The organism is Antrihabitans stalagmiti (assembly GCF_016482825.1).
GTDB lineage: Bacteria > Actinomycetota > Actinomycetes > Mycobacteriales > Mycobacteriaceae > Antrihabitans > Antrihabitans stalagmiti.
Genome location: NZ_JAEMNV010000009.1, coordinates 23,807 through 35,239, shown reverse-complemented (window position 1 = coordinate 35,239; position 11,433 = coordinate 23,807). Strand labels below are relative to the sequence as shown.

Below are 11,433 nucleotides of genomic sequence, written 5' to 3'. Positions count from 1 at the left end.
GCGTCGCGATCCGGCGCTGGGGGACTCCGTTGTGCGACCTCGCATGCCGGTTACCGACCTCGCATGGCTGATCAGGCGTGTGAGGTCGGTAATGCATTGGCGACGTTGCGGTGTAACGCGATTCGGGGCCAGCGATACGCAGTCGCGGCGGACACGCGGACGGGCCGCCAGCCTGAGGGCAGCCGCTCGCCCTGCAGGCGGTTGTTGCAGCAAAACGCGGGTGGCCTCCACAATAAGTGCCTGCTCGGCGCTGGATTCGGGCGCCGAGTCTTAGGCCACGTCAGCCGTTCTTGAACGGATTGAACGTGCGGCCGAGGACGTACTGCAGGCTGAACGGCACCGGACGCATACTGTTGGAGATCAGTTTGTTGACGGTGCCGGGCACGCAGACCGGTTTGCCCTTCGAAACAGCGCTCCAGCCTTCGCGTACAACGTCTTCCGGTTCCTGCCACAGAATTGCAGGCAGTTTGGAGGCGGTGTCGCGAGTGCCCATCGTGTCGTGGAACTCGCTGTGGGTGAATCCAGGGCACAGCGCAGTGACGTGGATGCCGTCGGGCTTCAACTCCATATCGAGTGACTGCGAGATGTTGAGGACGTAGCTCTTGATGCCGGTGTACAGCAAGCTCGCACCGGGCGGCGAGAAGGCTGCGATCGACGACAGATTGACTATCCGGCCCCAGCCGCGCTCGCGCATCCCGGGAATGACGAGGTGCGCGAGTTCGGTCACGGCGGTGACCATCAGTTGAATCTCGCCTGCCAGTGTCTCCCAGGATGTTTCGGCGAAAGCGGTCTTGCCGGACAGTCCAGCATTGTTGATGAGGACATCGATGTCGATGCCCTGCTCACGGGCGAAGTCGACGATCGCGCGGGGAGCGGCGGGGTCGGTGAGATCGGCGGCGAACACGTCGCAGCGGATGGTGTCGTCGCGTAACTCCGCAGCAAGGTCTTCCAGCTTTTCGGCCCGGCGGGCGACGAGAAGCAGCGAAAAGCCCTCCGCCGCAAGGTGCCTGGCGAACGCTGCGCCGATGCCTGCGGACGCTCCGGTGATGAGTGCGGTACGCGTGGTCATAGGTGTCCTCTGGTTGTCTTTATCTTGAACGCGATTCAAGAACGATACCGACCCTAGCTTCTTCTTGATCGCTATTCAAGATAGGCTCGTCACGATGCCACGGAACAAACGCCCACAGGATCGTGAGGAGAAGACTGCCGAAATCGTCGCGGTCGCACGTCGGCTCTTCCTGGAAGAGGGCTACGAGGCGACGGCGATGAGCAAGCTTGCCGCCGGTGCAGGCATCGCGGCGAACACGATCTACTGGTACTTCCGTGACAAGGACGACGTTCTGCTCGCCGTGCTCGACGCCGTGCTGGCCGACGCGTGGCAGGCCTACGTCACGACCGCACCGACCCAGATGGCGGACCGGTTGTTGTGGTTGGTCGAGCGGTTGGACGACACGAGCAAGTTGATCACGACCGTGCATTCCCGGATCGCGGTGTCGGCGTCGATCGATGCCTGGCACGACGGGTTCCACGGCATGAGTGAGGCGGTCCTGCGCGGTGAGCTGAATGCGCTCGGCGTCGTCGAATCCGAACTCGACGCGGTCGTGAAGATCTGGGTCTTCACCGTCGAAGGCCTACTCGTGCATCAATTCGACCAGAACGAACGCCGGGCGATCTGTGAGTCGCTTGTTCGCCAGTTGCCCATGACGCACTGAGCGCTCAGCTGGTCGAGTACGGCGGATTCGAGTGCAGTCGAACGAGGGCCGCGAAGATTTCGCGCCAGCCGACCATCCCGATGACATTTCCGTCGTCGACGACGGGTATCGAGCGCAACCGCTTTTCCAGCATCTGGTCGACGATCTCGGACAGTCGTGCCGCCGGACCGACCGAGGTGGCCGGCTCGGCGAAATGGAACACCGCCGCCGTCATCCGCTTCGACAGCGTGATGTCACTCCACGTGAAACGCCCCGACCACAACCCGAGCATCTCTGCCTTCGCGACGGACTCCTCGGTCACCAGTGCGATCAACGTCCCGTCCGTGCTCACCACAGGAAGTGTCGCGACGCCGCTCGCGAGTATGGTCTCGAGGACCTCGCTGAGTCGCGCACCGTCTCGAAGGGTCACAACGGGACTGGTCATCAGATCGAGTGCACGGATCGATTCGACTTCGGGGTCGTTTCGCATCGGAAACTCGAATGCCGGCATGGATTTCATGGTCTCCACTCAATCGGGTTGGTACCTGAGAATCCCCGCTCATGTGACATGACAACAGCTACTAGAGCACTCGTTTGATGGGACTTTGGTCCCTAATCGAAGGGACCAAACGCGATCTGTCGGTTACATCAACGGTGCAGCCCACACCAGGTGCACCCCGGCCGCGGGTATCGAATGCACGGTGAGCGAACCGTGCGCCTCGCGTGCGCGCGATTCGAGATTGCGCAATCCGCTTCGGGTGACGTGTGTCGGCAGGCCGCCGCCGTTGTCGGTGACTTCGATCGTCAGATCGTCGTCGACGGTGATGTTGACCGACACCGTCGTCGCCCACGAATGCCGGACCGCGTTGCTGACGGCCTCCCGGACAACAGCTTCTGCGTGATCGGCCAGGGCGTGCTCGACGACCGATAGCGGACCCGTGACGTGAAAGCTGGTCTTGATCGTCGAATTGCTCGTCTGTTGCGCGATCGCAAGCTCCAGCCGCTCGCGCAGTCGCGCGAACCCTGCCACGCCGACCTGTAGTCCGAAGATCGCAGTCCTTATGTCCTGCACCACTTCCTGCAGCGAGTCGACGGTATCGGTCAGCCGTTGCCTGACCTCGGGTGCCACTGCGCGGGCGATCGTGCCCTGCAGCGATAGGCCGACCGCGAACAGCCGCTGGATGACGTGGTCGTGCAGGTCGCGGGCAATTCGGTCGCGGTCGGTGACGATGTCGAGTTCGCGAATGTGTCGTTGCGCGGACGCCAGCTGCAGTGCCAGTGCCGCCTGGTCGGCGAATGCGGCCATCATTTCGAGCTGATCCTCGGTGAACGGTCGAGCGCCTGCTTTGCGCAGAACGACCACAATCCCGGTGACCGTCTCGCTGGTCCGCAGCGGCAGGACGAGCGCGGGTCCCGTGTGCTCGATCAGGACCGGATTGGCTGCCTCGAAACGTTCGTAGCGCAGCGGTATCCGTTCTCGATACGAACGGCCGAGGGGAGTGCCTACCAGCAGTAACGGTGTCTGCTGAATGCGCTCGCAATCGTCGCCTGTTGCCTCTGTGACGATCAGCTCGGCGGCGGGAAGATTGGGGTCATCGGGCACCGCGAGAAACGACGTATCCGCGTCGGTGAGTGTCTTTGCCTTCTCGGTGATCAGTCGAAAGACCGACGGTGGCTCGGCACCGGCGAGCAAGGCTGTTGCGATGTCCCGTGTCGCTTCGATCCAGGATTCACGGGTCCGCGCGCGCTCGTAGAGTCTGGCGTTTTCGATCGCAATGCCCGCGGCTGCCGCCAGCGCTTCGACGAGCAATTCGTCCTCGGCGGTGAACGAATGGCCGTCGGCTTTCTCCGTCAGATAGAGGTTGCCGAAGACTTCCGCGTGCACCCTGACAGGGACGCCGAGAAAAGTCCGCATCGGCGGATGGTTCGCGGGGAATCCGACGGAGGCGGGATGCTGCGCGAGATCGCCGAGCCGCAGCGGCTCAGGCTGTTCGATCAACTGCCCGAGGACGCCGTGCCCGGCAGGTAGGGGGCCGATCAGATCGCGAGTCGGCTCGTTTATGCCTTCATAGAGAAATTCCGACAGTTCATCTCCTGGACCACGAACGCCGAGTGCGCCGTAGCGCGCATCGACCAGTCCGATTGCCGTGTGCACGATGGTCCGAAGTGTGGCGTCGAGGTCGAGGCCTGAGGTCACCGTGAGCATCGCCTCGACCAGCCCGTCGACACGATCGCGAGGCGGGCTCGGCAGGCGTTGGGGATTGCCGGGCATCAGGATTGCTGGACCTGCCGACGAAGTTCGGATGCGAAAACGGCAGCCTGCGTTCGACGTTCCATGCCGAGTTTTGCGAGCAAGCGGGAGACGTAGTTCTTGACAGTCTTTTCCGCAAGGAACATGTGACCGGCGATCTGCCGATTGGTCAGGCCGTCTGCGAGCAGGTCGAGTAGGTTGCGCTCGCGATCGGTCAAGCCTGCGAGTGGACCGTTCTTGGTGTCGGCGTGGGTGCGCAGCCGCATCATCAGTGCGGCCGCGGCACGGTTGTCGAGCAACGACTTACCGGAGCCGACGTCTTTGATGGCCTTGGCGAGTTCCATACCTTTGATGTCTTTGACGACGTACCCGCTTGCGCCGGCGAGGATCGCGTTGAGCATGGCCTCTTCGTCGGTGAACGATGTCAAGATCAGGCAGCGCAGATCGGGGAGTTGGGAGAGCAGATCGCGGCAGAGTTCGATGCCGCTGCCGTCGGGTAGTCGGACGTCGAGCACGGCAACGTCCGGGCTGAGCGCCGGAATTCGTGCCATTGCTTCGGAAACGTCTGCTGCTTCGCCGATCACCTCCAGCGCCGGATCGCTGGAAAGTAGGTCGACCAAGCCGCGTCTGACGACTTCGTGATCGTCCACGAGAAATACCCTGATCATCGCCGGTGAACCCCGCTTCATCGTTGGACCTGCGTCCAGGTTAGCCCGCTGATGGTCGCGGGAATACCCGAATCATCCCTGGATGCAGGTGACCAAAGGCCCTAGCTATCGGCACGGGTTTCAGTTTCGCACCTGATTCGAATCGACCGCGCGCGCAACAAGTTCGCGAAGTGCAGGACTGGACGACGCTCTGACGAACGCGCAGTCCGACAGCGAGGCGGCGGCCCCGAAATCGATTGTCATGTCAACTGATTCGGCGAGGCGATACGGCTGACTCTCGATCACCGCACCGAGTGTGCGACGCAGTCGAGATACTTCGGCGCGCACCGTGACGACATGTTCGGCGTCGCCGTAGATCGCCTGACTCATGGCAGCCGCGGTGACACCCTGTGGTCCGGACAGGTGGAGCAGTAGCAGTATCTCGGCATGCCGCGACGTCAACGCGCTCCGCCACTGCGCGTCCGCGCCGGTGAGTTCGACGGCAGGCGTCCCCGTCAGATCGAGCCGAATGGTCAGCCGAGTGTTGTCGCCTGCAGGTCGGATCAGCCAGCCGTCGGAGATCCGCTCCGGCATACACAGACCGAGGCCGGGCACCGCAAGCGCACGCTCGGATCGCGGAACTGCGATACGGGCGCGGCTCGTCACGCCCGACGTATGCGCGACCCAGCCGTGTTCGTCGACGAGAAGCAGCGGTCCGCGGACCGACGCAAGCAGTGGTGCTGCCGCGGTCCGGAGCCGGTCGAGCCGGTGTTCGTGATGTCTCCACAGTTGCGACTCCGCGAGTCGGACCCCGGTTTCGACAAGCGCGGTGATCGTGGGGTGCAGCGTCAACGCCGGACCGCTCACATCGACGATGCCGAGCAGTTCGCCGGTGCGCGGATCGTGGATCGGTGCCGCTGTGCAATACCAGGGGTGCTGTGACTGCTCGAAGTGCTCGGCCGAAAACAGTTGCACAGGAGCGCTTTCGGCCAGCGCGGTGCCGATCGCATTGGTGCCGACCCGCGCCTCCGTCCACTCGGCTCCCTCGCTGAAGCCGAGACTGTCCGCACGGCGGCGGACGTTCGCCGCACCCATACGCCACAGGATGACGCCCTCGGCATCGGTGACGACCAGAAGTAGTTGGGACACGTCGGCGACCGCCGAAATCACCTGTTCCAACTCGTCGATGACACTCGACAGCGGCGATTCGCGGCGGCGGCGCTGTACCTCGTCGACCGACATCGGGTCGCGCACGTTGCTGCCGTCGGGATCGAGTCCGGATTCGAGCACCCGCGACCACGAGCGAGCGACGATGTCGCGTGGTCGCATACCCGAGCGGCTGCCCGCGATGACGGCGTCGTGCATCCGACTCAGCTCACGCGCGTATCGCGGCAGGTCGGTGCCTGGCGTGATCGCGCTGAAATTGCTCACGGCTGCTCTCTGTCGGGTACTCACTGCGAGCATAGGCGGGCTTTTGTGTCCTCCGCCACACCGCTGCGGCCGTGCAACCCGATGCAACCCTTGTCGCGATTGCAGCAGAAGCGTGTGCTGTGAGTCACAACGATCAGTCACAAAGATCACAAGGAGTTGCGATGACCCGAACACTCGAACGAGAGACCGGCAGCCTGCCGCAGGGACCACAGGAACGGGTCGACGCTTGGCTCGCGGGGTTCGAAGCCGCGCTCGCTGCACGCGACATCGACGCTGCGGCCGGAATGTTCGCCACAGCTAGTTTCTGGCGCGACCTCGTCTCCTTCACCTGGAATCTCAAGACGGTCGAAGGGCGCGAGGGCGTCGCCGAGATGCTTACCGAGCGGCTCGCCGACACCGACCCCAGCGGCTTCCGAACGACCGAAACCCCGACCGAGGACGGCGGCGTCACCTCGGCGTGGATTGCGTTCGAGACTTCCGTCGGGCGGGGTACCGGCCATCTGCGACTCAACGACGAAGGCGCGTGGACGTTGCTCACCGCGATGCAGGAACTGAAGGGGCACGAGGAAGGTAAAGGTACGAGCCGCCCGCGAGGTGTGCAGCACGGCGCCGACCCCAACCGCGTGACCTGGTCGGAGCAGAGGGCCAACGAAGAAGCCGAACTCGGCTACACTCGCCAGCCCTACGTCGTCATCGTCGGCGGTGGCCAGGGCGGGATCGCGCTCGGCGCCCGGATGCGCCAACTCGGCGTTCCCGCGATCGTCGTCGACCGGCAAGCCCGACCGGGCGATCAGTGGCGCAATCGCTACAAGTCGCTGTGCCTGCACGATCCCGTCTGGTACGACCACCTGCCATACATGCCGTTCCCGGAGAACTGGCCGGTGTTCGCGCCGAAAGACAAGATCGGCGACTGGCTCGAGATGTACACGAAGGTTATGGAGGTGCCGTACTGGAGTTCCACGACCTGCAAATCCGCGACCTACGACGAAGCCGCCGAAGAGTGGACCGTCGTCGTCGACCGCGCGGGCGAAGAGGTCACGCTACGACCGAAACAACTTGTGCTTGCGACGGGTATGTCGGGCAAGCCGAATGTTCCCACCTTCCCGGGCCAGGACAAATTCCAAGGCGAGCAACATCATTCGAGTCACCACCCCGGACCGGACCGGTATGCAGGCAAGAAGGTCGTCGTGATCGGAGCCAACAACTCCAGCCACGACATCTGTGGCGCGCTGTGGGAGGCGGGCGCCGACGTGACGATGGTGCAGCGGTCTTCGACGCACATCGTCAAGTCGGATTCGCTGATGGATCTCGGTCTCGGCGATCTGTATTCGGAGCGTGCACTCGCGGCAGGCATGACGACGCAGAAGGCAGATCTGACCTTCGCATCGTTGCCGTACCGGATCATGCACGAGTTCCAGATCCCCGTGTACGACGCAATTCGAGAGCGCGACAAGGACTTCTACGACCGGCTCGAGGCGGCCGGCTTCGATCACGACTGGGGTGACGACGGTTCGGGGCTGTTCATGAAGTATCTGCGGCGTGGGTCGGGCTATTACATCGACGTCGGTGCCGCGGAGCTCGTCGCGAACGGCGACATCAAGCTCGCGCACGGTCAGGTCCGTGAATTGACCGAGCACAGTGTGATTCTCGCCGACGGCACCGAACTGGAGGCCGACCTCGTCGTCTATGCGACCGGCTACGGCTCGATGAACGGGTGGGCCGCCGATCTGATCGGACAGGATGTCGCCGACAAGGTCGGCAAATGCTGGGGACTCGGCTCCGACACGACGAAGGACCCTGGACCGTGGGAAGGCGAGCAGCGCAACATGTGGAAGCCGACCCAGCAACCCGGCCTGTGGTTCCACGGCGGGAATCTGCACCAGTCGCGGCACTATTCGCTGTATCTGGCCCTCCAGCTCAAGGCACGCTACGAGGACATCCCGACGCCCGTCTACGGACTGCAGAAGGTGCATCACCTGAGTTGAGGTCTGCACGTCTTGCTACAAATTTGCTGCAGTCTGCATCGCGGTGGGGCAGAGTAGATGTCATGACGAGCCCTAAGGTTCCCAATCCGTCGGACATCCTCGCCGCGGCGCAGGCTGCAGTGGAGGCCGCGCAGGCCGTCGCCGCGAGCGCATTCGACACCGCCATTCGTACACCGCAGGCATCGGTACATCTGGCGGCGCAGATGCCGGACCTGATCGACAATCTCGCCAACGCGGTCGAACGCCTCAACAGGACGCTCGATCGGCTGGATCGGACTCTCGCACTTGCCGATCCGCTGTTCGCAACGCTCGACCAGATCATGCCTCGGCTCGAGCAGTTGGCGGGCGTCGCCGAAGATGTCCGCAAGCTGGTCGCGCGGCTTCCCGGTGTCGACACGCTCGGGCGAATCACCGGCGTGCATTTCGACGAGGAGCCGCCGGCGCCGACTCCGAAGCCGCGGCGACGCTAGCGAGAATCTAAGTTGGTGCCGAACCGTTTCGTGGCATCGAACCGTTGGTCGACACGGAGTGCGCGGGCGACTCGATGGTCGCTGTGAGGGTTACCAGAAATCGACCGTGATGTGCGTTGCCCGTCAACGGCACGGAACCGTTCGGCAGCACCGTGACGGCGTGCCCGAGATGTGCGAGTACCCCTGTGGGCCTCTCGCCGTTCTTGCCGTCGGCCGCGTTGATCTCGGCGCTCCGAGCAAGCGACGCCAACACATCGGGCACATCGTGTTCCGAGCCGGCGACTCCCGCAGCGGTGAACGTGCGGCGTGGGCTATGGGCGGGTTGCGGCGCAGGTCTGGGTGTCGCAACCGGAGGAGCGTCGCCGACCAGCGCTCGGGCCATCCGCACGGCGCGATCGTGAATGCTGTTGAACGACTCCACCGCAGCGAAGGACAAGGCTCGGAGCCGATCGTCGAAACCGAGCAGTTCCTTCGCTGACGGCAGCGGCCATTCGATGGCAGTGCCCCCGAGTTGCGGCCATTCCGGCTGCAGTTGCAACCACGTACTCAATTCAGCGGTCGGGGTATCGGCAGACCTGCGGCGACGCGACGTGGTTGCCTCGACTCCGTCGGACCAGACGCCGAACGCGAGGTCCGGCCAGGCCTCTTCGTCCCACGCGATTGCCCCGACCTCGGCGGCGAGGAATACCGCTCGGCACGCTTGACTCGGCTCCTCGAGGCCACCCAGCAACCCGAGCTGGTCCGCTGCCGCGACCATGCCGAGACGCGTTGGTTCCAGCGTGAGGAGTGGGAGAGTCATCGGGGTCCACCATACGCACCGGCGCTCAGGTCGTCGTTTCCGTACGTATCGTGAGCGCGCAGGGTTGCGACAGCTTTGAGCACCATCTCCTGGTACTCGTCCTCGGCGTCGGAATCGAGCACGATGGCTCCTCCCGCGCCGATCCGCCATTCGCCGTCCGTGAGCACGGCGGTCCGGATGACGACATTGAGGTCCGCTGTTCCGTCGAGTCCGAGGAAGCCGATCGCGCCCGAGTAGATGCCGCGCGCCTCCGTCTCCAGGCCGTCGATGATCTCCATCGTTCGCAGCTTCGGTGCACCGGTCATCGAACCGCCGGGAAAACAGGCTTCGACACAATCGACGACGTCGACATCCCGGCGCAACGTCCCGCGCACTGTCGACACCAGTTGGTGCATGGTCCGGTAGGTCTCGGTGACCATCAACTTGGGAACGTGCACGCTACCGATCTCGCACACCTTGCCGAGGTCGTTGCGCAGCAGATCGACGATCATCAGGTTCTCGGCGCGCGTCTTACTGCTCGATGCCAGTTCGTCGCGTAGCCGGTCGTCGTCGAAGGTGGTGGCACCGCGCGCTGCCGTACCTTTGATCGGTTTGCTCTCGACCATTCGATTGCGGTCGACCTTGAGGAAACGTTCGGGCGACGAGCACGCTACTTCGCAGCCCGCCAGGCGGAGATACGCGCCGTACGGTGCCGGGTTGCAGCGGCGAAGTACGCGATACAGGCCTAGCCCGTTGCCGGTGGCAGGCACGCGAGAACTGTTCGTCAGGCACACCTCGTACGATTCGCCTGCTCGCAGCTTCTCCTGACAGATCGCGATGTCTGCGAGGTAGCGGGAATGGTCGCGCACGAGCGTCTGCTCTGCGGCCGCGACGTCGACGGACCGGGACAGCCCGGTCGGCTCCAGCCAGGTCGGTACCGTCGCCAACAGCGCGCGTGTCTCCGACAGCCACTGTTGCGCTGCCGCGGACCCTGCGCTGCCGCTGTCGCCACCGTCGTCGAGCGCAAGCAGATACGTCGCGTTGTCCTCGTGGTCGACAGCGATCATGCGGTCGGCGAAGATCCACTGCGAGTCCGGAGTGTCGGCGCGGTGCTGCCCCGCCGGACCGACATCGGCGCGGAGTTCGTAGCCGAAATAGCCGACGTAGCCACAGGTGAAGTCGAACGGTAGGTCGGTCGGCTTTCCGATCCGCCGTTGCCGCAGATAGTCGAAGACGGTCCCTGCGACGGTTGTGCGACCGGCTGTGGTCTCGACGCTCACACTCCCGTCGCCGACGTCGTAGCGAACCAGTTCGGCAAGCGGTCCGGAAGCGTCGCCGAGGAAGGAGAATCGATCCAACCCGGGTTCGACGTGTTCGCTGTCGAGCCAAAATGCATGTGCGGCAGCAGAATACAGGCGAAGAAACGCGCCCTCGGTTTCGACGGCGCGGTCTATGACCGCGACGTTGAGTCGGTAAGCAGACGCGTGCGGATGCGGAATCAGCACCGGCGCAATTTGTTCGGGACGAATGGCGATCGAAGGTCGGGTGACTCGTCGCGTGCGAGTCAGGTCAGCGAAGTTGCGCAGCAACGTCGTTCCGTGTTCCGACGCGACCGACTCGGGATGAAACTGCACGCCCCAGCGAGGCTTGGTGCGGTGCCGGAGAGCCATAACTACGCCGTCCGGTGCCCAGGCCGTCGCTTCGAGCGAATCCGGAAGCGGGACGGCTGCCGCGAGCGAGTGATACCGAACGACCGAAAAGTCTTGGGGGAGTTCGGCAAACAGTTCGGTGCCGGTGTGGTGAATCCGTTCGACGTAACCGTGGCGCGGGGTCGGCGCGGCGGCAACGGTGCCGCCCTCGTCGACCACGATGCCCTGATGGCCGAGGCAGACGCCGAGCAGGGGTAGGTCGGCGTAGCGGATGAGGTCGGCCGAGACGCCGAAATCTCTTGGTACCGAGGGGTGTCCGGGTCCCGGTGAGATGACGATGTTGTCGTAGGCGGCGAGACCGAGCGCCGCGATACCGTCGACTTCGTCGTTGCGCACGACAACCGGCTCGGTGCCGTTCACGACACTGAGCAGCTGGAACAGGTTGTACGTGAACGAGTCGTAGTTGTCGATCAGCAGCGTCCGCAATGGCTCACTCATCTTCTTCGGTGACTGTCGAATTTTCGCAGACTC

General features: G+C 63.9%; 10 protein-coding genes. 3 read left to right on the top strand and 7 right to left on the bottom strand.

All coding sequences use genetic code 11. The features are described 5' to 3' along the window. Positions 1-280 precede the first annotated feature (280 nt). A complete protein-coding gene (locus JGU71_RS23675) occupies positions 281-1,069 on the bottom strand; it encodes an SDR family NAD(P)-dependent oxidoreductase (RefSeq protein ID WP_199706999.1) in 789 nt (262 codons plus the stop codon). Between the two features lie 94 nt (positions 1,070-1,163). Here JGU71_RS23675 and JGU71_RS23670 point away from each other — a divergent pair, with 94 nt between their 5' ends. Continuing rightward, positions 1,164-1,712 carry a TetR/AcrR family transcriptional regulator gene (locus tag JGU71_RS23670; RefSeq protein ID WP_199706998.1) on the top strand — a complete coding sequence of 183 codons (549 nt, stop codon included), beginning with the start codon at positions 1,164-1,166 and terminating at the stop codon, positions 1,710-1,712. 4 nt (positions 1,713-1,716) lie between these two features. On the opposite strand, the gene JGU71_RS23665 is transcribed toward JGU71_RS23670, so the two are convergent. The 4 genes from JGU71_RS23665 to JGU71_RS23650 all read right to left on the bottom strand — a co-directional run bounded on the left by JGU71_RS23665 (position 1,717) and on the right by JGU71_RS23650 (position 6,020). Next, on the bottom strand, positions 1,717-2,202 hold the full coding sequence (locus tag JGU71_RS23665; RefSeq protein ID WP_199706997.1) for a CBS domain-containing protein: 486 nt from the start codon (positions 2,200-2,202) through the stop codon (positions 1,717-1,719). A 132-nt stretch (positions 2,203-2,334) separates the two neighbouring features. Then, on the bottom strand, positions 2,335-3,963 hold the full coding sequence (locus JGU71_RS23660) for a GAF domain-containing sensor histidine kinase (RefSeq protein WP_199706996.1): 1,629 nt from the start codon (positions 3,961-3,963) through the stop codon (positions 2,335-2,337). Continuing rightward, positions 3,963-4,610, bottom strand: coding sequence for a response regulator (locus tag JGU71_RS23655; RefSeq protein WP_199707358.1), 648 nt, complete (start codon positions 4,608-4,610; stop codon positions 3,963-3,965). The genes JGU71_RS23660 and JGU71_RS23655 overlap by 1 nt, the downstream gene beginning before the upstream one ends. A 120-nt stretch (positions 4,611-4,730) precedes the next feature. Then, complete coding sequence (locus tag JGU71_RS23650; protein ID WP_199706995.1) at positions 4,731-6,020, bottom strand: helix-turn-helix domain-containing protein; 1,290 nt, start codon at positions 6,018-6,020, stop codon at positions 4,731-4,733. A gap of 161 nt (positions 6,021-6,181) precedes the next feature. On the opposite strand from JGU71_RS23650, the gene JGU71_RS23645 reads away from it, so the two are divergent. After that, complete coding sequence (locus JGU71_RS23645; RefSeq protein ID WP_199706994.1) at positions 6,182-8,005, top strand: flavin-containing monooxygenase; 1,824 nt, start codon at positions 6,182-6,184, stop codon at positions 8,003-8,005. Between the two features lie 62 nt (positions 8,006-8,067). Next, positions 8,068-8,475 carry a hypothetical protein gene (locus JGU71_RS23640; protein ID WP_199706993.1) on the top strand — a complete coding sequence of 136 codons (408 nt, stop codon included), beginning with the start codon at positions 8,068-8,070 and terminating at the stop codon, positions 8,473-8,475. A gap of 7 nt (positions 8,476-8,482) precedes the next feature. On the opposite strand, the gene JGU71_RS23635 is transcribed toward JGU71_RS23640, so the two are convergent. Beyond that, positions 8,483-9,274: a hypothetical protein gene (locus tag JGU71_RS23635; RefSeq protein ID WP_199706992.1), complete on the bottom strand. Its 792-nt coding sequence runs from the start codon at positions 9,272-9,274 to the stop codon at positions 8,483-8,485. Then, the gene (pabB, locus tag JGU71_RS23630) at positions 9,271-11,400 is read right to left on the bottom strand and encodes an aminodeoxychorismate synthase component I (protein WP_233530024.1); all 2,130 of its coding nucleotides are present in this window, start codon (positions 11,398-11,400) and stop codon (positions 9,271-9,273) included. Before pabB ends, JGU71_RS23635 begins: the two co-directional genes overlap by 4 nt. Positions 11,401-11,433 lie beyond the last annotated feature (33 nt).

Excerpts from the sequence above, each read along its gene's own strand:
- JGU71_RS23640 (WP_199706993.1), top strand. The coding sequence starts at position 8,068 with ATGACGAGCCCTAAGGTTCCCAATCCGTCGGACATCCTCGCCGCGGCG.
- JGU71_RS23655 (WP_199707358.1), bottom strand. The coding sequence starts at position 4,610 with ATGATCAGGGTATTTCTCGTGGACGATCACGAAGTCGTCAGACGCGGC.
- pabB (WP_233530024.1), bottom strand. The coding sequence starts at position 11,400 with ATGAGTGAGCCATTGCGGACGCTGCTGATCGACAACTACGACTCGTTC.
- JGU71_RS23665 (WP_199706997.1), bottom strand. The coding sequence starts at position 2,202 with ATGCCGGCATTCGAGTTTCCGATGCGAAACGACCCCGAAGTCGAATCG.
- JGU71_RS23670 (WP_199706998.1), top strand. The coding sequence starts at position 1,164 with ATGCCACGGAACAAACGCCCACAGGATCGTGAGGAGAAGACTGCCGAA.
- JGU71_RS23660 (WP_199706996.1), bottom strand. The coding sequence starts at position 3,963 with ATGCCCGGCAATCCCCAACGCCTGCCGAGCCCGCCTCGCGATCGTGTC.
- JGU71_RS23675 (WP_199706999.1), bottom strand. The coding sequence starts at position 1,069 with ATGACCACGCGTACCGCACTCATCACCGGAGCGTCCGCAGGCATCGGC.
- JGU71_RS23635 (WP_199706992.1), bottom strand. The coding sequence starts at position 9,274 with ATGACTCTCCCACTCCTCACGCTGGAACCAACGCGTCTCGGCATGGTC.
- JGU71_RS23645 (WP_199706994.1), top strand. The coding sequence starts at position 6,182 with ATGACCCGAACACTCGAACGAGAGACCGGCAGCCTGCCGCAGGGACCA.